22 protein-coding genes, 1 tRNA gene and 1 other RNA gene are annotated in these 20,593 nt (G+C 73.9%); 20 read left to right on the plus strand and 4 right to left on the minus strand.

Annotated elements, in window-relative coordinates:
• Window positions 1–26: 26 nt before the first annotated feature.
• The 6 genes from AB5970_RS03860 to ffs all read left to right on the plus strand — a co-directional run bounded on the left by AB5970_RS03860 (window position 27) and on the right by ffs (window position 5,149).
• Window positions 27–1,349 carry an ABC transporter substrate-binding protein gene (locus tag AB5970_RS03860; protein ID WP_370502589.1) on the plus strand — a complete coding sequence of 441 codons (1,323 nt, stop codon included), beginning with the start codon at window positions 27–29 and terminating at the stop codon, window positions 1,347–1,349.
• Window positions 1,350–1,351: 2 nt separating this feature from the next.
• A complete protein-coding gene (locus tag AB5970_RS03865; protein ID WP_370502590.1) occupies window positions 1,352–2,320 on the plus strand; it encodes a carbohydrate ABC transporter permease in 969 nt (322 codons plus the stop codon).
• Window positions 2,320–3,207: a carbohydrate ABC transporter permease gene (locus tag AB5970_RS03870; RefSeq protein WP_370502591.1), complete on the plus strand. Its 888-nt coding sequence runs from the start codon at window positions 2,320–2,322 to the stop codon at window positions 3,205–3,207. The genes AB5970_RS03865 and AB5970_RS03870 overlap by 1 nt, the downstream gene beginning before the upstream one ends.
• Window positions 3,204–4,121, plus strand: a complete 918-nt coding sequence (locus AB5970_RS03875; RefSeq protein ID WP_370502592.1) for a carbohydrate kinase family protein — start codon at window positions 3,204–3,206, stop codon at window positions 4,119–4,121. Before AB5970_RS03870 ends, AB5970_RS03875 begins: the two co-directional genes overlap by 4 nt.
• Complete coding sequence (locus AB5970_RS03880) at window positions 4,118–5,044, plus strand: PfkB family carbohydrate kinase (protein WP_370502593.1); 927 nt, start codon at window positions 4,118–4,120, stop codon at window positions 5,042–5,044. The genes AB5970_RS03875 and AB5970_RS03880 overlap by 4 nt, the downstream gene beginning before the upstream one ends.
• Before the next feature lie 8 nt (window positions 5,045–5,052).
• Window positions 5,053–5,149: signal recognition particle sRNA small type (gene ffs, locus AB5970_RS03885), an RNA gene on the plus strand.
• Here ffs and AB5970_RS03890 read toward each other — a convergent pair.
• Window positions 5,148–5,576, minus strand: a complete 429-nt coding sequence (locus AB5970_RS03890) for an Lrp/AsnC family transcriptional regulator (protein WP_370502594.1) — start codon at window positions 5,574–5,576, stop codon at window positions 5,148–5,150. The genes ffs and AB5970_RS03890 overlap by 2 nt on opposite strands.
• 80 nt (window positions 5,577–5,656) lie before the next feature.
• Here AB5970_RS03890 and AB5970_RS03895 point away from each other — a divergent pair, with 80 nt between their 5' ends.
• From AB5970_RS03895 to AB5970_RS03960, 14 genes are all read left to right on the plus strand, one after another.
• The gene (locus AB5970_RS03895) at window positions 5,657–6,265 is read left to right on the plus strand and encodes a LysE family transporter (protein ID WP_370502595.1); all 609 of its coding nucleotides are present in this window, start codon (window positions 5,657–5,659) and stop codon (window positions 6,263–6,265) included.
• Window positions 6,266–6,382: 117 nt separating this feature from the next.
• Complete coding sequence (locus AB5970_RS03900) at window positions 6,383–7,081, plus strand: ABC transporter ATP-binding protein (RefSeq protein WP_370502596.1); 699 nt, start codon at window positions 6,383–6,385, stop codon at window positions 7,079–7,081.
• On the plus strand, window positions 7,078–8,436 hold the full coding sequence (locus tag AB5970_RS03905) for an FtsX-like permease family protein (RefSeq protein ID WP_370502597.1): 1,359 nt from the start codon (window positions 7,078–7,080) through the stop codon (window positions 8,434–8,436). Before AB5970_RS03900 ends, AB5970_RS03905 begins: the two co-directional genes overlap by 4 nt.
• Before the next feature lie 45 nt (window positions 8,437–8,481).
• Window positions 8,482–10,773, plus strand: coding sequence for a DNA polymerase III subunit gamma and tau (locus tag AB5970_RS03910; protein ID WP_370502598.1), 2,292 nt, complete (start codon window positions 8,482–8,484; stop codon window positions 10,771–10,773).
• A 68-nt stretch (window positions 10,774–10,841) separates the two neighbouring features.
• Window positions 10,842–11,441, plus strand: coding sequence for a recombination mediator RecR (recR, locus tag AB5970_RS03915; RefSeq protein WP_370502599.1), 600 nt, complete (start codon window positions 10,842–10,844; stop codon window positions 11,439–11,441).
• A gap of 9 nt (window positions 11,442–11,450) precedes the next feature.
• Window positions 11,451–12,017, plus strand: a complete 567-nt coding sequence (locus tag AB5970_RS03920; protein ID WP_370502600.1) for a DUF5063 domain-containing protein — start codon at window positions 11,451–11,453, stop codon at window positions 12,015–12,017.
• Window positions 12,018–12,174: 157 nt separating this feature from the next.
• Entirely contained in the window at window positions 12,175–13,449 is a 1,275-nt protein-coding gene (locus tag AB5970_RS03925; RefSeq protein ID WP_370502601.1) for an aspartate kinase, read from the plus strand.
• Window positions 13,450–13,453: 4 nt separating this feature from the next.
• Window positions 13,454–14,503: an aspartate-semialdehyde dehydrogenase gene (locus AB5970_RS03930; protein WP_370502602.1), complete on the plus strand. Its 1,050-nt coding sequence runs from the start codon at window positions 13,454–13,456 to the stop codon at window positions 14,501–14,503.
• 209 nt (window positions 14,504–14,712) lie between these two features.
• Entirely contained in the window at window positions 14,713–15,069 is a 357-nt protein-coding gene (locus AB5970_RS03935) for a GntR family transcriptional regulator (RefSeq protein WP_370502603.1), read from the plus strand.
• Window positions 15,066–15,962 carry an ATP-binding cassette domain-containing protein gene (locus tag AB5970_RS03940; protein WP_370502604.1) on the plus strand — a complete coding sequence of 299 codons (897 nt, stop codon included), beginning with the start codon at window positions 15,066–15,068 and terminating at the stop codon, window positions 15,960–15,962. Before AB5970_RS03935 ends, AB5970_RS03940 begins: the two co-directional genes overlap by 4 nt.
• On the plus strand, window positions 15,959–16,696 hold the full coding sequence (locus tag AB5970_RS03945; RefSeq protein ID WP_370502605.1) for a hypothetical protein: 738 nt from the start codon (window positions 15,959–15,961) through the stop codon (window positions 16,694–16,696). Before AB5970_RS03940 ends, AB5970_RS03945 begins: the two co-directional genes overlap by 4 nt.
• Window positions 16,697–16,816: 120 nt before the next feature.
• Window positions 16,817–18,151, plus strand: coding sequence for a sensor histidine kinase (locus AB5970_RS03950; protein WP_370502606.1), 1,335 nt, complete (start codon window positions 16,817–16,819; stop codon window positions 18,149–18,151).
• Complete coding sequence (locus AB5970_RS03955; protein ID WP_370502607.1) at window positions 18,139–18,801, plus strand: response regulator; 663 nt, start codon at window positions 18,139–18,141, stop codon at window positions 18,799–18,801. Before AB5970_RS03950 ends, AB5970_RS03955 begins: the two co-directional genes overlap by 13 nt.
• Window positions 18,798–19,661 (plus strand): DUF4097 family beta strand repeat-containing protein, encoded by an 864-nt coding sequence (locus AB5970_RS03960; protein ID WP_370502608.1) that lies wholly within the window; start codon window positions 18,798–18,800, stop codon window positions 19,659–19,661. The genes AB5970_RS03955 and AB5970_RS03960 overlap by 4 nt, the downstream gene beginning before the upstream one ends.
• A gap of 53 nt (window positions 19,662–19,714) precedes the next feature.
• Here AB5970_RS03960 and AB5970_RS03965 read toward each other — a convergent pair whose 3' ends face one another.
• The 3 genes from AB5970_RS03965 to AB5970_RS03975 form a co-directional block, all read right to left on the minus strand.
• Complete coding sequence (locus AB5970_RS03965) at window positions 19,715–20,074, minus strand: VOC family protein (protein WP_370502609.1); 360 nt, start codon at window positions 20,072–20,074, stop codon at window positions 19,715–19,717.
• Window positions 20,071–20,394, minus strand: a complete 324-nt coding sequence (locus AB5970_RS03970) for an ArsR/SmtB family transcription factor (RefSeq protein ID WP_370502610.1) — start codon at window positions 20,392–20,394, stop codon at window positions 20,071–20,073. Before AB5970_RS03970 ends, AB5970_RS03965 begins: the two co-directional genes overlap by 4 nt.
• A gap of 107 nt (window positions 20,395–20,501) precedes the next feature.
• A tRNA-Pro gene (locus tag AB5970_RS03975) sits at window positions 20,502–20,575 on the minus strand.
• Window positions 20,576–20,593 lie beyond the last annotated feature (18 nt).

Raw genomic sequence — 20,593 nt, forward strand, 5'->3', positions numbered from 1 at the left:
GCACCACCGACTCGAGGAGAACGACGTTGTCCCCCCAGCGCTCGCACCGGAACCGCCTCGCCGCCCTCACCGCGGCCATCGCCGTCGTCGTCTCCCTGTCCGTGACCGCCTGCTCGGGCGGGAGCGCCGGCGCCACCACCTTCGACCCCGAGGCCAAGACCACCATCACGTGGTGGACCGGCCAGGCGGACCAGGCGGAGACGATCCTCGAGGGGCTGGCCAAGGACTTCGAGAAGCTGCACCCGAACGTCACCGTCGACATCTCGTCGGGCGCGCCCTCGACCGACGAGCTGCTGCAGAAGCTGTCGGCGGGCTTCGCGGGCAACACCTACCCCGACATCTCCTACGCGTACGGCTCGTGGGCGAGCGAGCTGCAGGGCTCGAAGCGCACGCTCGACATCACGGACCAGGTCAAGGACCCCGACGTGAAGTGGGACGAGTTCCCGGCCGCGGCGCGCCAGACGGCCCAGCCCGGCGGCGGCACGACCATCGGCTTCCCCGCCGTCGTCGACAACCTCACGCTCATCTACAACAAGACGGTGTTCGACGCCGCGGGCGTGGACTACCCGACCGCCGACTGGACGTGGGACGACTTCCGCGCGGCGGCCAAGAAGCTGACCGACCCGAGCACCAACACGTACGGCTACGGCTACTCGGTGTCCGGCTCGGAGGAGACCACCTGGCAGTTCTGGCCGCACCTGTGGCAGAACGGCGGCGAGATCCTGTCCGACGACCAGAAGACGGCGACGTTCGACTCCGACGCGGGTGTGACGTCCCTGACGCTGCTGCGCGACATGGCCGTCGACGACAAGTCGATCTACCTGGACCAGACCGACACCAAGGCCGCCCAGCTGTTCGCCAGCGACCGCATCGGCATGATCACGTCGGGCCCCTGGACCCTGTACGACCTGCAGACCGCCAAGACGAGCTACGGCGTCGTGCCGCTGCCCGGCACCGACGGCAACCACGAGAGCGTCTCCGGCCCGGACCTGTGGGTGCTCTTCGACCACAAGGACGCCAACCGTGAGCACTGGGCGTACGAGCTGACCAAGTGGCTGACGTCGGCCGAGCAGGACATCAAGTGGAACGTCGCGTACGGCAACCTGCCGCTGCGGCCGTCGGAGGCGCAGTCGCCCGAGTTCCTGGCACAGGTCGAGGCGCTCCCGGGTCTCGACGTCATGGCGGCCAACATGGTCAACTCCAAGCACTCCCGGCCGACGGTCAAGGGGTACGTCAAGCTCTCCGAGGCGATCGGGTCGGCCATCTCCGAGGTGATGCAGGGTCAGGGTGACCCGGCCGACGCGCTGACCCAGGCCGCGGCCACGGCGACGCAGGCTCTCGGAGGGTGACGATGGCGAGCACGACGGCCCCCGCCGGCCGACGCGGGGCGCTCCTCCCGCAGGCCCACGCACCGCGAGCGGTGGTGACCCGGCCCGGCCAGCGGCGGGAGCGTCGACGGGCGGGGCTGCAGGGCTGGGGGTTCGTCGCCCCCGCGATGCTCATCGTGCTCGGCCTGTCGATCTTCCCGGCGGCCTGGGCGTTCTGGCTCTCGCTGCAGAGCTGGGACGGGTTCTCGACGCCCACCTGGGTCGGCATCGGGAACTACCAGGCGATGGTCACCGACGCAGCCCTGCGCGACGCGGTCGGCCACACGATCCTCTACACCGCGCTCTTCGTGCCGGCCTCGGTGCTGCTCGGTCTCGCGCTCGCCCTGCTGCTCAACCGCTCGCTGTTCCTCATCGGCTTCTACCGGACGGCGATCTTCCTGCCGTTCGTGGCCTCGGCCGCGGCGACCGGCATCCTCACCACGTACCTGTTCAACCCGCAGTTCGGCCTGGCCAACACCGTCCTGCGCGCCCTGCACCTGCCGCAGCAGGGCTGGCTCGAGGACCCGTCGCAGGCGATGGTCGTCATCACGCTGATGTCGCTGTGGGGCCAGGCCGCGTTCACCACCGTCATCTACCTGGCGGCCCTGCAGGACATCCCCGGCGAGCTGCTCGAGGCCGCCCGCATCGACGGCGCCAACCGGTGGCAGTCGTTCTGGCACGTGACGTTCCCGCAGCTGGCCCCGGTCACCGTGTTCGTCACCGTGTGGCAGGTCATCGGCGCGATCCAGCTGTTCGACCTCGTCTACACCACGACGCGCGGCGGACCCCTCGACGCGACGCAGACGATCGTCTACTACCTGTGGCAGACGGCGTTCAAGAACCTCGAGTTCGGCTACGCCTCGGCGGTGGCCTACGGCCTGTTCGCGGTGACGCTGATCATCACCGGCGGCGTCGTCCTGTACTCCCGGCGCGCGAAGGTGGAGGCGTTCTGATGGCCGTCCAGATCCTGTCCCGCACGCCGGTGCCCGACACCCCGGACGACATCCGGCTCTCCCGCCGCCGCGGCGGCCGCCGGCACTGGTGGTGGCACGTCCTGCTCGCGCCGGTCGCCCTGCTGTTCGCCCTGCCGTTCCTGCAGATGTTCCTCACGGCCCTGACGCCGGCGTCGGAGATCAACAAGTTCCCCCCGCGGCTGATCCCGTCGACCCTCACGCTCGACGGCTTCGCCAAGCTGTTCGCCGAGTCCGACATCCTGCGCTGGCTGCTCAACACCGTGATCGTGTCGACCATCGGGGTGCTGTCGCACCTGGTCCTGTGCTCGCTGGCCGGCTACGGGTTCGCGCGCCTGAAGTTCCCGGGCCGCACGTTCGGGTTCCTGGCCATCGTCGCGACGATCATGATCCCGACCCAGCTGCTCATGGTCCCCACCTACGTGATGTTCGCCAAGGTCGGGCTCATCGACACCCTCGGCGCGGCGATCGTGCCGTGGCTGGCCTCCGCGTTCGGCATCTTCCTCATGCGGCAGTTCTTCCTGTCGCTGCCCGCCGAGCTCGAGGAGGCCGCGGTGCTCGACGGCTGCTCGCGGCTCGCGGTGTTCTGGCGGATCGTGCTCCCGCTGGCCAAGCCGGCCATGGCCACGCTGGCGATCTTCACGCTGCTGGGCTCGTGGAACGACCTGGTCTGGCCCCTCATCGCCATCAACGACCCGAGCACGTTCACCCTCCAGCTCGGCATCACCAACTTCCAGGGCGACCGCCGCACCGACTGGTCGCTGCTCATGGCCGGCAACGTCGTGGCGACCCTGCCGCTCATTGCCTTCTTCGTGCTCGCGCAGAAGCAGTTCATCGCGACCATGACCTTCTCGGGGCTCAAGGGATGAGGACCGTCCTCGTCGCCGGCGACGCCAACGTCGACCTCGTGCTCCGTGGCGACGTCGTCCCCCGGTTCGGGCAGGCCGAGCAGCTGCTGGACTCCGGCGAGCTGGTGCTCGGCGGGAGCGCGTCGATCGTGGCCTGCGGTCTGGCCCGGCTGGGGGTGCCGACGGCGCTCGTCGCGCGGGTGGGCGACGACCCGTTCGGCCGGTTCCAGCGCGACGGGCTCGAGGCGGCCGGCGTCTCGACGGAGCACGTGGAGGTCGATCGGGACCTGCCCACCGGCCTCTCGGTGATCCTGTCGGCGCCCGACGACCGCGCGATCCTCACCGTGCCCGGGACCATCCCGACGCTGCGGGCCGCCGCGGTCCGGGCCGCGCTCGCCGCGACCGGCGCGGCCCACCTGCACGTCGCGTCGTACTTCCTGCAGCCGTCGCTCGCGGCCGAGCTGCCCGGGCTCCTGGCCGAGGTCCGCGCCGCGGGCGTCACCGTCAGCCTGGACACCAACTGGGACCCGGCGGAGCGCTGGGACGGCGTGCTCGACCTGCTCGCCCACGTCGACGTCGTCCTGCCGAACCTGGCGGAGCTCCGGGCGCTCGCGGCCGGGCCCCGCACCGACGTCGACCGCGCCCGCCGGCTGGCGTCGCTCGGCCCGCGCGTCGTGGTGAAGGCCGGGGCCGACGGCGGCTGGTCGGTCGACCCCGCCGGCGCGTTCTTCGAGGCGCCTGGGCTGCCCGTCGACGTGGTCGACACCACGGGCGCGGGGGACAGCTTCGACGCGGGCTACCTCGCGGCGCTCGCCCACGGCATCGCCGACGAGGCCGAGCGCCTCCGCTGGGCCGCCGGCGCCGGCTCCCTGTCCACCTTGGGCAGCGGCGGGACCGGGCGGCAGGCGTCGCTGGCCGACCTCGGCGTCGCGTGATCACGGCCGCCGCCCTCAGCCCGTCCCTGGACGTCACGTACGTCGTCGAGGAGCTGACGGGCATCCAGCGGCCGCTCGAGGTGCACCGGGTGGCGGGCGGCAAGGCGCTCAACGCCGCGCGCGCCGCGGCGCTCCTGGGCTCGTCGGTCGCCGCGGTCGCCGTGCTCGGCGGCGGCACGGGAGCGGTGGTCGCCGACCTCGCGCGCGCCGACGGCCTGGACCTGCGGGTGGTCGACGGCGGCGAGCTCACGCGGACCTGCGTGAGCGTGCACGCGCGGTCCGACGACCGGCTGACGGAGATCTACGAGCACGCGACGCCGGTGTCCGCCCCGGTCTTCGATGCGTTTCTCGACGCCCTCGCCGCGCTGCTGGTCGACCGGCCCGGCTGGTGCCTGGTGAGCGGCGGGTCGCCGGCCTCGCTCGGCCCGGACGCGCTGCGCGACCTGCACGCGAGCCTGCCGCCCGGCACGCGGCTGGCGGTCGACAGCCACGGACCCGCGCTTCGGGCGCTGCTGCGCGACGCCTCCCCGGCCCTCCTCAAGGTGAACCGCGCCGAGGCGTGCGAGGCCCTCGACGCCGCGGCGACCACGCCGCTGGCCGAGCTCGTCGTACGCCTGCACGAGCGCACGGGCGCGCCGGTCGTCGTGACCGACGGCCTGGCCGGCCTGGTGGCCACGGACGGGGTCCGCACCCGGCACGCATCGCTGCCCGGCGTGGTCGGCCAGTTCCCCGTCGGCAGCGGCGACTCGCTGCTCGGCGCGCTGGTCCAGGCGCTCGACGAGGGTCTCGACCTGGACGACGCCCTGCGGCGCGCGACGGCCGCCGGCGCCGCGAACGCCCTCCTCCCGGGCGCCGCCCGGTTCGACCCCGCGACCGTCGCACGCCTGACGGATGCGGTCATCGTCACCGACGGTTCGGGTTAGGATTTCCGGCAGACCCCTCGTGCGGCGTCATCTCGCTGAACTCCCCCAGGGCCGGAAGGCAGCAAGGGCAGGTGAGCTCTGGCGGGTGTGCGGGGGGTCCTTTTCATGCCCGCATCGCGAGCCGCGTGAACGTCTGGGCCACGCCTGCCTCCCGCTTCAACCGACGGACGAAGAGGTCCAGGGCCGCGGGGTCGGTGACGACCGCGTGCAGCAGGTAGTCGTACGAGCCGGTCACGTGCACCGCGTCGAGCACATGCGGGAATCCCCGCCGAGCCAGCGCGTCCGTGAAGTCCTCGTTGGTGGTCCCCTCGGCCAGCCGGACCTCGACGAACACCTCGAGCCCCGGCCCCGGCGCGGCCCCGGCGCCGCCCCGGACGATGGTGAACGCGCGGATCGTGCCGTCGGCGACCAGGCGCCCCACCCGGTTCGCGGCGGCGTTCGGGCTGAGGCCGACGCGCGCGCCGAGCTCGCTGTAGGGCAACCGCGCATCCACGGTCAGCTCGCGGAGGATTGCGTCGTCGATGGCGTCCATGCATCGATTCTCTCAGTCTCACGACGAATTCCGCAGAATCGGCTTTCGCCTCCGATGCCGCTTCGAGGAACCTGTCCCGCGTGACCAGCGCCTTCGTCCTCGGCGTGCTCGCGGGCCTGTCCGTCGCGATGCCGGTCGGGCCGGTCGGCGTGCTGCTCCTGCGCACGGGGCTGGTCGACGGCGCGCGGGTGGCCGTCGGCGCGGCGTGCGGCATCGCGACCGTCGACCTCGCCTACGCGGTGCTCGCCGTCGCCGTGGGCGCGCCGGTCAGCCGCGTGCTGGGCGCGCACGCGTCCGTGGTCCGCTGGGTCAGCGCCGGCGTGCTGGTCGCGGTCGGTGTGGTCGGGGTCGTCAGCGCCGCGCGGGCCTCCCGGGACCCCGCGCCGACCGGGACCGTCGCGCCGTCGGCGCCGCGCGCCTACCTGCGGTTCGTCGGGCTGACCGCGGTCAACCCGCTCACGGCCATCACGTTCACGACGATCGCCGTCGGGCTCGCCGCTCAGGTCGGGGGAGCCGGGTCGGTGTCGGCGTTCGTCGTCGGGGTCGGGCTGGCCTCGCTCGCGTGGCAGCTGGTGCTCGCGGTCAGCAGCGGCGCGCTCGGCCTGCGGGTCCCGCCGCAGGCGCGCCGGTGGGTGTCGATGGTGGGTGCCGGCGTCGTCGTGCTCGCGGGCGTGGCGCTCGTGGTCTGACCGAGGGGCGTCCCACGACGGACGGACCCGCGTCCGTCTGCGGGTGCAGAGCGGTCCGGGCGGAAGCAGCCTGCGGGCCGACGCGCGGGGCACGGTGGCGCAGCCAGCCTGGGCAGCATGACCTCCGCCACGCCCCGACTCTCCGCCCGCGGCCTCGTCAGGAGCTTCGGGTCCACCACCGCCCTCGCCGGCGTCGACGTCGACCTCGCCGCGGGCGAGTCGCTCGCCGTGATGGGGCCGTCCGGGTCGGGCAAGTCGACCCTGCTGCACTGCCTGGCCGGCATCCTGCTGCCCGACGCAGGCACGGTCGCGCTCGACGGGCGGGAGGTCGGCCGGCTGTCGGACCGCGAGCGCTCGCTGCTGCGGCGCCGGCACTACGGCTTCGTGTTCCAGTTCGGGCAGCTGCTGTCCGAGCTCCCGGCGATCGAGAACGTCGCGCTGCCCGCGATGCTGCTGGGCACGTCCCGGAAGGAGGCGACGGCGCTGGCCGGGCAGTGGCTCGGCTCCCTCGGGCTCGCCGGCATGGAGGGCCGTCGGCCCGGCGAGCTGTCCGGCGGGCAGGCGCAGCGGGTCGCCGTCGCGCGCGCGCTCATCACCGGTCCGGCCGTCGTGTTCGCCGACGAGCCCACGGGCGCCCTGGACCAGGCCACCGGGCACGACGTCATGCACGTGCTCACGCACACGACGAAGGCGGCCGGCGCGTCGCTCGTCGTCGTGACCCACGACGCCCAGGTGGCCGCATGGTGCGACCGCCGCATCGAGGTCCGCGACGGGCTCGTCGTCGGCGCGTCGGCCCCCGCGGCGGTGGCCCGATGAACGCCGTGGTCGCGCTCGCTCCGCGGTTCCAGCGCGCGGGCGGCCGGGACTCGCGGGTCACCACGGTCCTCGCGATCACCGCGTTCACGGTGACGACCGGGCTCACGCTCAGCGTCGTCGGCGGCCTGCTCGGCTTCGCGGGCCGGACCACGCTGCCGGTCGGCGACGACACGACGGACATCCGCGGGCTGTACCTGACCCTCGCGTGGTTCGCCGTGGTGCTCCTGGTGGTCCCTCTGGTCTCGCTCGGCGGGGCCGCCGCCCGGCTCGGGGTCGCGCGTCGCGACGCCCGCCTGGCGACCCTGCGGCTGCTGGGCGCGACGCCCCGCGAGGTGGTGGCGCTGACGGTCGCCGAGACGGCGTGGCAGGGGTTCATCGGGGCGGTGCTGGGCATCGGCCTCTACGGCCTGCTGCTCCCGGTGGTGTCGCTGCTCCCGTTCCAGGGCACGACGTTCTCCGTCGGCGAGCTGTGGGTGGGGTGGCAGGGGCTGGCGATCGCCCTGGTGGCCGTCCCGGTCCTCGCCGCGTTGTCCGGGGCGATCTCGCTGCGGCGGGTGACCGTCTCGCCGCTGGGCGTGGCCCGACGGGAGACGCCGAAGAAGATGACCTGGCTCCGCGTGGTGGTCGCCGTGGTCGGCATCGGGCTGTTCATGGTGCTCAGCGCCGCGGCGGGGGCGCTCGGGGCGGCCGCGGTCGGTGCGCTGGTCGGGGCGCTCGCGCTCGGGTTCGCCACCCTCAACGCGATCGGGCCGTGGGTGCTCGGGCTCGTCGGCAAGGTGCAGCTGCGCCGCGCGACGACCCCCGCCCGGCTCCTGGCGGCGCGCCGGTTGCTCGACGACCCCAAGGCGGCCTGGCGGGTGGTCGGCGGGCTCGGGCTCGCCGGGTTCGTCGCAGGGGTGCTGGCCGTGCTGCCGGCGATCGTCGCGGTGGACACGTCCCAGGACCCGCAGGGCGCGATGCTCGTGGACGACCTGGTCACCGGCGCGATGGTCACGCTGGTGGTCGCGTTCCTGCTCGCCGCCGTGTCCGCGGGCATCGCGCAGGCCGCCTCCGTCCTCGACCGGCGCCGGGAGATCGCGCTGCAGAACCTGGCCGGGACCCCGGTCGAGCTGCTCGACTCCGTGCGGCGCCGCTCGGTGCTCGTGCCGCTCCTGTTCGTCGCCGTCGGCTCCGCCGCGACCGCGCTCGTCATGTTTTTCCCGCTGTTCGGCACGGCCGCGGTGACGTCGCCGCAGGGCCTCCTGCTGCTCGCCGGGTTCCTGACCGGCGGGTGCGCGCTGGTGTACGGCGCGACCGAGACGTCGCGCCCGTTGCTCCGTTCCGTGCTGGCGGACACGGTGGTGCGCGCGGACTGACCCCGGGGGCGCCGTGTGTGGGTCGGGGCGTCTAGGGTTCGTGGCGTGACGACAGCCCTGTACCGGCGCTACCGGCCGGAGAACTTCGCCGAGGTGATCGGTCAGGACCACGTCACCGCCCCCCTGCGGCAGGCGCTGCGCAGCGGCCAGGTCAACCACGCCTACCTGTTCTCGGGCCCGCGCGGCTGCGGCAAGACGACGTCGGCCCGCATCCTGGCCCGCATCCTCAACTGCGCGCAGAACACCGAGGAGAACCCCACCGACACCCCGTGCGGCGTGTGCGAGTCGTGCGTCGAGCTGGCGCGCGGGGGACCGGGCAGCCTCGACGTGGTCGAGATCGACGCGGCCAGCCACGGCGGGGTCGACGACGCCCGTGAGCTGCGCGAGCGCGCGACGTTCGCCCCCGCGCGCGACCGGTACAAGGTGTTCATCCTCGACGAGGCGCACATGGTCTCGAACCAGGGCTTCAACGCGCTGCTCAAGATCGTCGAGGAGCCCCCGCCGCACATCAAGTTCATCTTCGCGACGACCGAGCCGGACAAGGTCATCGGCACCATCCGCTCGCGCACGCACCACTACCCGTTCCGGCTGGTGCCGCCCGACGTGCTCGTGCCGTACCTGCAGCAGCTCTGCGACGCCGAGGGCGTGCCCGTGGCGTCCGGCGTGCTGCCGCTCGTAGTCCGCGCCGGCGGGGGATCGGTCCGGGACACGCTCTCGGTGCTCGACCAGCTGATCGCCGGGTCCGGCGGGGGCGAGCTCGGGTACGAGGGCGCCGCCGCGCTGCTCGGGTACACCCAGGCCTCGCTGCTCGACGACCTGGTCGAGGCCGTGGCCGCCCGCGACGGCGCCTCGGCCTTCCGCGTGGTCGAGCGCGTGATCTCCACGGGGCACGAGCCTCGCCGGTTCGTCGAGGACCTGCTCGAGCGCCTGCGCGACCTCATCGTCATCGCCGCGTCCGGTGACGCCGCCGACGCCGCGCTGCGCGACGTGCCCACCGACCAGCTCGACCGGATGCGTCTGCAGGCCCGCCACCTCGGGCCGTCGGAGCTGTCGCGGTCGGCCGACCTCTGCAACGCCGCGCTGACCGAGATGACCGGCGCCACGTCCCCGCGCCTGCACCTCGAGCTGCTCATGGCCCGGTTGCTGCTGCCCGCTGTCGAGGACAGCCGCACCGGCATCGGCGCGCGGCTCGACCGGCTCGAGCGCGGCCTGCCGCCCGAGGGCGGGGCGAGTGTGCGCGTGCCCACGCGCGACGCCGCGCCGGCGCCGGTGCAGTCGGCCGCTCCGGCCCCGGCCCGTGCCGCTGCACCTGCCCCCGTGCCGGTGGCAGAGCCCACCCCGGCCCGTGCCGCTGCACCTGCCCCCGTGCCGGTGGCAGAGCCCACCCCGGCCCCTGCCCGCGTCCCTGCCGCTGCGCCGAGCCCGAGCCCGACCCCGGCGCCGGTGGCCGAGGCCGCCGCGGCGTCTGCCCCGATCCCGGCCGCGCTCCCCGAGCCGGAGGAGGAGCCGGCCGCCGAGCCTGCAGCTGTCGCGGACGCGCCGACGCCGACGGAGCCCGCACCGGCCGTAGCCGCCTCGACCGCGCCCGCCGCCAGCGTGCCCGACGCGACAGTTCCGGCTCCGGCCGTTCCCGCTGCGGCCGCCCCCGCCCCCGCGCCGGCCCGCTCCGCCGCCGGCCCCGACACCGAGGTGCTCCGCCGCCGCTGGCCGGAGGTGCTGGAGACGGTCAAGGGGCTGCGCCGCGTCACGTGGGCGCTCATCGACCCCCGCAACGCGCAGGTGGCCGAGCTCGACGCGACGACGCTGAAGGTGGCCTTCGACAACCCGGCGCTGGCGACCACGTTCCGCAACGGCGGGCACGCCGACGTCGTCGCGCGGGCCGTGCGCGAGACGCTGGGCTTCGACGTCAGGGTCGAGGGCATCCTGGCCGAGCAGGCACCCGGGGCGGTCGCCGCGCCGGCGCCGTCGGCGCCTGGTCCGCGGACCCCCGCGGACGACCGAGCCAACCCGCGCGCGGTGACCCCCGCCGAGGCCGCGGCGTCGTGGGACGACGAGCCCCCCGCCGTCGAACCGCCGGACGACGAGCCCGGCGAGCCGGCCACGCCGGACGCCCCGCCGGCCGATCTGGCCCCGCCGGCACCGTCCCCGGGCACGGCCCGCGAACGCGGCATGGCGGCGGCGCGCGAGTCGGCGTCGCGGGTGATCCCCGGCGTGCCGGACGAGCCGTCCCCGGACGACCCCGACATCGCCACGTCGACGCTCATCGGCGCACCCCTGGTCGCCCAGATGCTCGGCGGCACCGTCATCGACGAGCAGCTGGACGACGGCACGCCGTGACGGGTCCGGCACCGCGCGACGGGTGGCGTCCGGCGGCGGGACGGCCGTGACCCCGTAGGCTGGCTGTCGTGTACGAGGGCGCGGTCCAGGACCTGATCGACGAGCTCGGGCGGCTGCCCGGGGTCGGTCCCAAGAGCGCCCAGCGCATCGCGTTCCACCTGCTGTCGGCTGATCCGGCGGACGTGCGGCGGCTGGCCGACGCGCTCACCGAGGTCAAGCTGCGCGTCCGGTTCTGCGAGATCTGCGGCAACGTCGCGCAGGAGCCGCAGTGCCGCATCTGCCGCGACCCGCGCCGCTCGCCGCTGACCATCTGCGTGGTGGAGGAGCCCAAGGACGTCGTCGCCATCGAGCGCACGCGGGAGTTCCGCGGCAAGTACCACGTGCTCGGCGGCGCCATCAACCCGATCGCGGGCGTGGGACCCGACGACCTGCGCATCGCGGCCCTGATGACGCGGCTGGCGGACGGCACGGTCACCGAGGTCATCCTGGCCACCGACCCGAACGTCGAGGGCGAGGCGACGGCCACCTACCTGGCCCGCCTGCTGGTGCCGATGGGCCTGACGGTCAGCCGGCTGGCGTCGGGCCTGCCGGTGGGCGGGGACCTGGAGTACGCGGACGAGGTGACGCTCGGCCGCGCGTTCGAGGGCCGACGACGGATCAGCGCGTAGGGGATGCAGATGAGCACAGCGGCCGACGCCGACCTTCGCGAGATCGCCCAGGCGGTTGCCGCGGAGACCCGCAGCTACCTGACCACGATCACCGAGGTGGCCGCGGGCTCGAACCCGGAGGCCTCGCTGCCCCTGCTGCTGCTCGCGGTCAGCGACGTGCTGGCGGCCGGCGCCCGGTTGGGTGCGACCACGGACGTGGTGCCGGCGGAGCGGTTCGAGCCGGACCTCGGCCCCGACCCCGACGTCGAGCCGCTGCGCGCCAACCTGGCCAACGTGTTCGAGGGCATCGACGAGTACGCCGAGGTGATCGACCCGCTGCTGGGGGCCGAGGTGCAGCCCGCGAGCGTGTCGGGCGACCTGGTCGCGATCGCCGGGGCGCTGGCCCAGGGCCTGCGGCACTACGAGACCGGCGGCGTGCTCGAGGCCCTGTGGTGGTGGCAGTTCTCGTACCTGTCCGACTGGGGCGAGCGCGCGTCGAGCGTGCTGCGCACCCTGCAGACGATGTTGGCGCACCTGCGGCTGGACGTGGAGGACGACGTCGCCGCGGAGGCCGAGTACGACGCCCTGCAGCCCTGACCCCCTCGGGCGAAGGGCTGTTCGGTGCGGGTGATCTGCGGGGCTCGCGCGACGCCGCCTGAGAGCCGACGATCCGGCATCTGAAACTCGCTGCCCACCTGGTGGGCACGGCCGTACACTCGCCCGGTCCTGTCCGAGCCCGCGAAAGAGCTCTCCCGTGGCCCTGATCGTGCAGAAGTACGGCGGTTCCTCCGTCGCCGACGCCGCCAGCATCAAGCGCGTCGCGAAGCGGGTGGCCGAGGCCAAGCGCGCCGGCCACGACGTCGTCGTGGTGGTCAGCGCGATGGGGGACACCACCGACGAGCTCATCGACCTCGCGCGCCAGGTGACCCCGTTGCCGCCGCAGCGCGAGATGGACATCCTGCTGACCGCCGGCGAGCGCATCTCGATGTCCCTGCTGGCCATGGCGATCCACAACCTGGGCGTCGAGGCGAAGTCGTTCACCGGGCAGCAGGCCGGGGTGATCACGGACGAGTCGTACGGCAAGGCACGGATCATCGACGTCACGCCGAGCCGCATCCGGGACACCGTCGCGCGGGGCTCGGTGGCGATCGTCGCCGGCTTCCAGGGCGTCAACCCGACCACCAACGACGTGACGACGCTCGGCCGCGGCGGCTCGGACACCACGGCGGTCGCGCTCGCGGCGTCGCTCAAGGCCGACGTGTGCGAGATCTACACCGACGTCGACGGCGTGTTCACCGCCGACCCGCGCATCGTGCCGAACGCCCGCAAGCTCGACCGGGTCAGCTACGACGAGATGCTCGAGCTCGCGGCCAGCGGCGCCAAGGTGCTCGTGCTGCGCTGCGTCGAGTACGCCCGCCGCTACGGGGTACCGATCCACGTGCGTTCGTCGTTCAGCACACACAAGGGCACGCTGGTGACCGACCAGCCTGCAGACGAGGGAGAGACCGTGGAGCAGCCGATCATCGCCGGCGTCGCGCACGACCGCAGCGAGGCCAAGATCACGGTCGTCGGCGTCCCCGACGTGCCGGGCAAGGCCGCACGCATCTTCGAGGTCGTCGCCGCAGCCGGCGTCAACATCGACATGATCGTGCAGAACGTGTCGGTGGCCGCCACGGGCCTGACGGACATCTCGTTCACGCTCCCCGCCACGGACGGCGCGGCCGGCACCGCGGCGCTCACCGAGCACCAGCCCGACATCGGCTTCGCGTCGCTGCAGTACGACGACACCATCGGCAAGCTCTCGCTCATCGGCGCGGGCATGAAGTCGCACCCCGGCGTCTCCGCGCGGTTCTTCGCCGCGCTGTCGGACGCCGGCATCAACATCGAGATGATCTCGACGTCGGAGATCCGGATCTCCGTGGTCACGCGGGCCGACTCGCTCGACGACGCGGTCCGCGCCGTGCACACGGCGTTCGACCTGGACACCACGGAAGACGAGGCCGTCGTGTACGGCGGGACGGGACGGTAGGGCCATGGGACTGAACATCGCGGTGGTCGGCGCGACCGGCCAGGTCGGTGGCGTCATGCGCCGCCTGCTCGAGGAGCGCGACTTCCCGGTCGCCTCGATCCGCTACTTCGCCTCCGCCCGCTCGGCCGGTACGACGCTGCCGTGGAAGGGCGCCGACGTCGTGGTCGAGGACGTCGAGACCGAGGACCTCTCCGGCATCGACGTCGCCCTGTTCTCCGCGGGTGGCGCGGCGTCGAAGATGCACGCCCCGCGGTTCGCCGCGGCCGGCGCGCTGGTCATCGACAACTCGTCGGCCTGGCGTCGCGACCCCGAGGTCCCGCTCATCGTCTCCGAGGTGAACCCGGGCGCGCTCGCGGGCGCGGTCAAGGGCATCATCGCGAACCCGAACTGCACGACCATGGCCGCGATGCCGGTGCTCAAGGTGCTGCACGACGAGGCCGGCCTCAAGCGCCTCGTCGTCTCCACGTACCAGGCCGTGTCCGGCTCGGGCCTCGCGGGTGCTGCCGAGCTCGACGGCCAGATCCGCGCCGCCGTCGAGCAAGACACGCTCGCGCTGGTGCACGACGGGTCCGCCGTCACGCTGCCCGCGCCGGTGAAGTACGTCGCGCCGATCGCGTTCGACGTCATCCCGCTGGCCGGGAACCTGGTCGACGACGGGTCGTTCGAGACCGACGAGGAGCAGAAGCTCCGCCACGAGTCGCGCAAGATCCTCGACCTGCCCGGCCTGCTGGTCTCGGGCACCTGCGTCCGCGTGCCGGTGTTCACGGGCCACTCGCTGTCGATCAACGCCGAGTTCGACCGGGCGATCACCCCCGAGCGCGCAGCCGAGCTGCTCGCCGACGCCCCCGGCGTCCAGCTGACCGACGTCCCGACGCCGCTGCAGGCCGCGGGGCAGGACCCGTCGTTCGTCGGCCGCCTGCGCCAGGACGAGGGCGTCGAGGGCGGCCGCGGGCTCGCGCTGTTCATCAGCAACGACAACCTCCGCAAGGGCGCCGCGCTCAACGCGGTCCAGATCGCCGAGCTGGTCGCCGCGCAGCGCCTCACCGCCGTCTGATCCCACCCGCAACGTCCGCACTCGAGGGGCCCTGGGCCCGCTCGAGTGCGGACGTTGCTGCGTCTCCGGGAGTCGCAGCGTCCGCACATTCGCGCGCCCCGACGACCCGATCCGCGGACGGTGCGGGAGGACGGGGCGCGGAGGGGGTTGTCGTCCGCGCAGTTCTATGGTTGGTTGGTGGAGTAATGAACCAGGGAAGGAGGCGCGCGATGTTCGACGGGCGTGACCCCCTGTACGTGCAGATCGCCGACCAGATCCGTGCCGACGTCCTGTCGGGTGCGCTGAGCGCCGAGGAGCAGGTCATGTCCACCACGCAATACGCGACGACGTTCCGGATCAACCCGGCGACCGCGGCCAAGGCGTTCACCGAGCTGGTCGACGAGGGCGTCCTCTACAAGCGGCGCGGCATCGGGATGTTCGTCGCCGAGGGTGCGCGGGAGAAGCTGCTGGCCGAGCGCCGGCGCACCTTCTTCGCCGACGTCGTGGACCCCGTGCTGCAGCAGGCCCGGGTGCTCGGCATCGGCGTCGACGAGATCGTCCACCGTCTCCAGGAGGGACCGCGATGAGCGGCTTCGGCGTCGAGGTCCACGACCTCACGGTCCGCTACGGCTCGACCACCGCGCTCGACGCGGTGTCGTTCAGCCTCCGCCCCGGCGTCATCACGGGGCTGCTCGGCCGCAACGGCTCGGGCAAGACCACCGCGCTGTCGGTGCTCGCGGCGTTCCGCCGGCGGACCTCCGGCACGGTGCTGGTGGACGGCGAGGACCCGTGGGAGAACGCGCGCGTGATGAGCGGGACCTGCCTGGTCCGGGAGAGCGGCGACGTCGCGCCGGACCGGTCCTTGGCGGACACGCTGGGGTTCCTCGCGGACCGCCGGCCGCTGTTCTCCCGGGACCTGGCGGACAGCCTGCTCGACCGGTTCGAGCTGGACCCCGCCATGCGCCCCGACCGGCTCTCGCGCGGCAAGCGGTCGGCGTTCGGGGTGGTCGTCGGCCTGGCCTGCCGGACCCCGCTGACCCTGCTCGACGAGGTGCACCTGGGTATGGACGCGCCGGCCCGGTACGCGTTCTACGACGCTCTGCTGGCCGACTGGCTGGAGCACCCCCGCACGATCGTCCTGTCCAGCCACCTCATCGGGGAGGTCGAGCGGCTGCTCGAGGACGTCGTGGTGCTGGACCGCGGCACGGTGCTCACCTCGTCCGACGCGGACACCCTGCGCTCCGGCGGGCTGACGGTCACGGGCGCGGCCGAGACGGTGGCCGCGTTCGTCGCCGACCGGCACGTGGTCGCCCGGCAGCAGCTGGGCCGCACGGCGCAGGCCACGGTCATGGACGCGCGGGCCGACGACGCCGAGCGCGCCCTCCGGGCCGGCCTCGAGCCCGGGCCGGTCGCCCTGCAGGACCTGTTCGTCCACCTGACCGACCGCCCGAGCGCGGCCCCGAGCGAGGAGACCCGATGAGCATCGACACGGTCCGCACCCGGGTCCCCGGCCGCTCCTCCGTGGGAGCGACGGCGCGCTGGCTCCTCGGGATGTACCTGTACCTGGCGGCGTGGTTCTGGGTGATCGTGGTCGTCGCCGCGATCGGCGCGCTGGTGGTGATCGACCAGGTCGGCACGGTGCAGAACAGCATCCTGGCGTTCGCCCGCCAGGGGGCCCTCTGGTTCCCGTTCGCCCTCTTCATCGCGGTCACCGCCGCCTACCTGCCCGTGCACGTCGCGGCCGGTCTCACCCGCCGCAGCCTCGCGCTCGGCTCGATCCTCGCAGCGGTGTGCACCGCGCTGGCCAACGGCATCGTGTTCGGCGGCCTGCTCCTGCTCGAGCGCGCGGTGTTCGGCGCCCTGGGCTGGCGGTGGCGGATCCTCGACGACCTCGTGCCGTCGCCCGTCGACGCCGGGACCTTCCTGCTCTCCACGACCCTGACGTTCCTCGTCGCCTACGTGTCGGGGCTGCTCGTCTGCATCGCCTACCAGCGGATGGGCGGGTGGTGGGCGACCCTCGCGCTGCCCCTGACCGCGGGACCGATCTTCCTGGTCACCGCGCTGCTCGCCCCGGAGGCGGGTCCGTTCGGACGGGTCGGGGGCGCGCAGCCGCTGCTCGTCGGCGCGGCCCTGAGCCTGCTGGTCTCGGCTGTGCTGGCGGTCGCGTTCGACCGGCTGGTGCGCGGCGCGTCCGTGCCCGCGCGCACGTCCTGAGCACGACCGCCCGCGGCGGACGTCGACCAGCACCGCGCGTCGGGGTAGGGAGAACCCCACCCCGACCTCGTGGGTGGTCAGGGTGTCTGGCAGCAGCCCCGGACCCCTAGCGTCACTGTCATGACCTCCCCGACCTCACCGCCCAGCGTGGCCGACGACCGGTCCGTCGTCGCCCCCGCGTTCACGGACCTGCGCGCGCTCGCCGCGGCGCCGGTGTCCGTCGCCACCTGGCGCGGGATCTCGCAGATCGTCGTCGGCTCGTTCGTCATCCTCGCCGCGGCGATCGCGCTGACGGTCGCCCTCTCGTTCTCGCTGAGCCTGCTGGTGCTGTTCGTCGGCATCCCGATGCTGGTCGCGACCCTGTGGGCGTGCCGCCCGTTCGCCCGGCTGGAGCGCGCCCGCCTGCACGCCCAGCTCGCGGTCGACATCTCCGCGCCGACCTACCCGCAGCGCGAGGGCACGTGGGCCTCGTGGTGGGCGGTCGTCGCCGACGGCCGCACCTGGGCGCACGTGGCCTACGTGGTGGTCGCCGGCGCCCTCCTCACGGTGCAGAGCGTCGTCGTGACCGTCGCCGGCGGGTTCGCGGTGGGCGGCCTGGTGTACCCCGTCGTCGCCCTGGCCAACGGCCTGACCCACCCGCCGGTCCCGCTGGTGCTCATGGTGCCCGCGGCGCTGGCCTGCGCGTGGATCGCCGCTCTGGCCACCCAGGCCGGGTCGCTCGCGATCGTCCGGACCGCGCGGTCGCTGCTCGGCGCCTCGCCGCGGGCCGAGGCGGTCGAGGTCGCGCGGCAGGCCCAGGCGCGCGCCGTGCAGGCCGAGACCCGCGCGGTCCAGCTGACCGAGACCCGCACGGCCGCCGTCGGCGCCGCCGACGAGGAGCGCCGCCGCATCGAGCGCGACCTGCACGACGGCGCGCAGCAGCGGCTGGTCGCCCTCGGCGTCGAGCTCGGAGCCGCCAAGCGCAGGGTCTCCAGCGACCCCGAGGCCGCCGCGGCCCTCGACCACGCGCACCGGGAGGTCAAGGAGACGCTGGCCGAGCTGCGCGACCTGGTCCGCGGCATCCATCCGGCCGTCCTCACCGACCGCGGCCTCGACGCCGCGCTGTCGGCGCTCGCCGCCCGCAGCCCGGTCCCGGTGCGCGTCGAGGTCCCCGACCCGCCCTCGCTGAACCGCGCGAGCACGTCGGCACAGGCCGCGGCGTACTTCGTCGTCGCCGAGGCCCTCACCAACGCCGCCAAGCACGCGGACGCGCACCAGGTCGTCGTCACGGTCACCGCCGACGACCGCCTGCGCCTCGTGATCGCCGACGACGGCCGCGGGGGAGCCGTCGCGACGCCCGGCAGCGGGCTCGACGGCCTGCGCAGCCGCGTCGCCGCCCTCGACGGCACCTTCGACCTGGACAGCCCGGCCGGAGCCGGCACCCGACTCACCGTGGAGGTGCCGTGCGCATCGTGATCGCCGAGGACTCCGTCCTGCTGCTCGACGGCCTGACCAGGCTGCTCGTCGCGGAGGGGCACCAGGTCACCGGCTACACCACCGCCGACGAGGTCGTCGCCGCTCTCGGGCCCGACGACCAGCTGCCGGACGTGCTGGTCACCGACGTCCGGATGCCCCCGTCCCACACCGACGAGGGCCTGCGGGCCGCCGTGCACCTGCGCAGCCTGCACCCGAGGCTGCCGGTCCTGGTCCTCTCGCAGTACGTGGAGCAGCGATACGCCCGCGAGCTGTTCGCGGGAGACGTCCGCGGCCTCGGCTACGTGCTCAAGGACCGGGTGGCCGACGTGGACGAGTTCCTCGACGCCCTCGGCCGCGTGGCCGGCGGCGGCACCGTCATCGACCCCGAGGTCGTCGCCCAGATCCTCGCCCGCGCACGCCGCTCGGGCCTCGAGACCCTCACACCGCGCGAGCGCGACGTGCTCGGCCTCATGGCGGAGGGCCGCTCCAACGCGGCCATCGCCGACCGTCTCGTCGTCGGCCTGCCGGCCGTCGAGAAGCACGTGACCTCCATCCTCACCAAGCTCGACCTCCCGCAGGCCGCCGACGACCACCGCCGCGTGCTCGCCGTGCTGCGCTGGCTGGAGCACGAACCAGGAGACCGGCCATGACCACCACCCTCGAACGCCCGACCGTCACCCCGCCGCCGCCGGCGCGCAGCCCGGGCGCCCGCGCCCTGACCTGGACCGGCGCGATCGTCGGCGGCGTGCTCCTGCTCGCGGGCGGCTACAGCGCCGTCGACCTGCTCGTGCTGGGGTCCGACGACGCGTCGACCTTCTCCGACACCGCGTCCTACGCCGCCGCGCCCGTGGTCGAGCTGGTGGCCGACGGGCACGTCTCGGTGACCACCGGAGGCGCCCGCGTCGAGGTCGAGCGCACGGCCCGCACCGCGCTCACCACGGCGCACTACCGCGTCGACCAGGCCGCCGACCGCCTGCAGGTGGCGTACCGCTGCGACCAGTGGCGGCCGGGGTTCTGCTCGGCGTCCCTGGACGTCACGGTGCCCGACGGCACGTCCGTCGTCGTACGCGCCAGCGATGGCACGGTCACGGCGACCACGCTGAGCGGCCCGCTCGACGTGCACGTCAGCGACGGCCCGTCGACCATCTCGGACATCGACGGTGACGTCACCGTCCGTTCCGCCGACGGCGACACCGACATCAGCGACGTCCGCGGGGACGTCACGGTGAGCTCGGCGGACGGTGCGGCCACGGTCTCGGGCGTCTCCGGCTCGGTCGACGTCCGCTCGAGCGACGGCCGCGTCGAGATCGCGGACGTGCAGGGCAACATCGACGCGCACGCCAGCGACGGCGACGTCACCGTCTACGGCACGGGCGAGCCGGTCGCGCTCGACCTGTCCGCCTCCGACGGCCGGCAGATCGTCGAGGGCCCCGTCGACCCGACCGCGTCCGTGCACGTGCGGATCCGCACCAGCGACGGCGACGCCGCCTACCTGCGGCCCCGCGGCTGAGCGACTGACGACCGACCCCCCGACCGGATCCGGTCGGGGGGTCGTGCCGTGCGCTACGCCGCCGGGTCGTACTCGTGCAGGCCGACGAGCACGCCCGCGGGGTCGGTCACGTAGCACCCCCGACCGACGCCGGCGATGGTGAACGGCGGCACGACGACCTGACCGCCGTGGGCCTCCACGCGGCCGCACACCTCGTCCAGGGAGTCGACCCGGATCACCGGGACGGTCCGCGGGGTGCCGTCGCGCGAGGCGAGGAGGGCGGCGTCGACGCCCGGGCCGTCGCCGTGCGGGGCCACCAGGTACCCGGGGTCGGCGAACGGCTGCAAGGCCCAGCCGAACGTGTCGGCGAAGAAGGCGGTGGAGACGGCGAGGTCCGGGCTGCTGATCTCGACGTAGGTCACGGGCATGGTCATCGGTGCTCCTGCTCAGAGGTCGGTCGGTGCTGGGCGGCGCGGGGCGGCGGCGCTGCCGTCCACCGTTCCGCGAGGTCGTGCGCCCAGGACTCGACGAGGAACAGCTGCGCGGGCGCGAGCTGGTTGGGCGCGTTGCGCCCGGTGCCGAGGGGCTCGACCAGGCCGGCCTCGCGCAGCACCCGCAGGTGCTGGGAGACGGCCGGGCGGCTGATCGGGAACAGGTCGGCCAGCTGGCCGGTGGTCGCGGCCCCGTGAGCCAGCCGCTGGAGCATGGCGCGCCGCGTCGGGTCGGCCAGGGCCGCGAACGTCCGATCCAGCACGGCGCCTCCCTCGTTGGTAACGAACAACTTACCAACACCGCGGGCGGGACGGCACGACAAAGGCCCCCGACCGAGCATCTCTGCTGGTCGAGGGCCTGAGCCGTCTGTCGGGGTGGCGGGATTCGAACCCACGACCTCTTCGTCCCGAACGAAGCGCGCTACCAAGCTGCGCCACACCCCGTGGAGCCTGGCAAGGATA

The organism is Cellulomonas sp. ICMP 17802 (assembly GCF_041295535.1).
Lineage (GTDB): Bacteria > Actinomycetota > Actinomycetes > Actinomycetales > Cellulomonadaceae > Cellulomonas.